The following is a 504-nucleotide window of genomic DNA, read 5'->3' as shown; positions in this document are numbered from 1 at the left end:
CTTTCTTATTGCCATTTTTAGCGTTATTTCGTAAGTATTTTCATACAAAATGTTAGTTGAACAGAATCAGGTATTTACAGACTGTACATCCCCCACCTACACATGTTGGGCTTCCCTCCTGTTTTTAGAGGCGGGGTATTACAGACCGTTAATGCGTGATAAATAACAATTAACATTACTTTCATTCAGCGTAAGTGTGTGCAACTTTCATCTGGAGGTTCGCAGTCCAGACACCTCTCGCTTTCCGCGGGCGGCCGGCAAGCCTCCTCGGGCTAACGCCCTGTGGGGGCTCGCCAGGCCTATCGACGAACAGGAGGGTCTAATGCCGGCATTGGGCACAGGACGTGACCGTACTTAGCCGGCCTCCCGCAGGAGTCTCAAGGTGTCTGGACTGCTCCGAGGGGAAAGCCAAATTTGGAACACTATTTTTCATTATAGGAATAGAACGCTGATCTTAGGGTGATAGTTTCCATTCATAATAATCATAATCATCCCTACCAGTTA

It is taken from the genome of Oceanobacillus indicireducens, assembly GCF_014647195.1.
Taxonomy (GTDB): domain Bacteria; phylum Bacillota; class Bacilli; order Bacillales; family Amphibacillaceae; genus Oceanobacillus; species Oceanobacillus indicireducens.
This window is presented reverse-complemented; position numbering follows the sequence as displayed.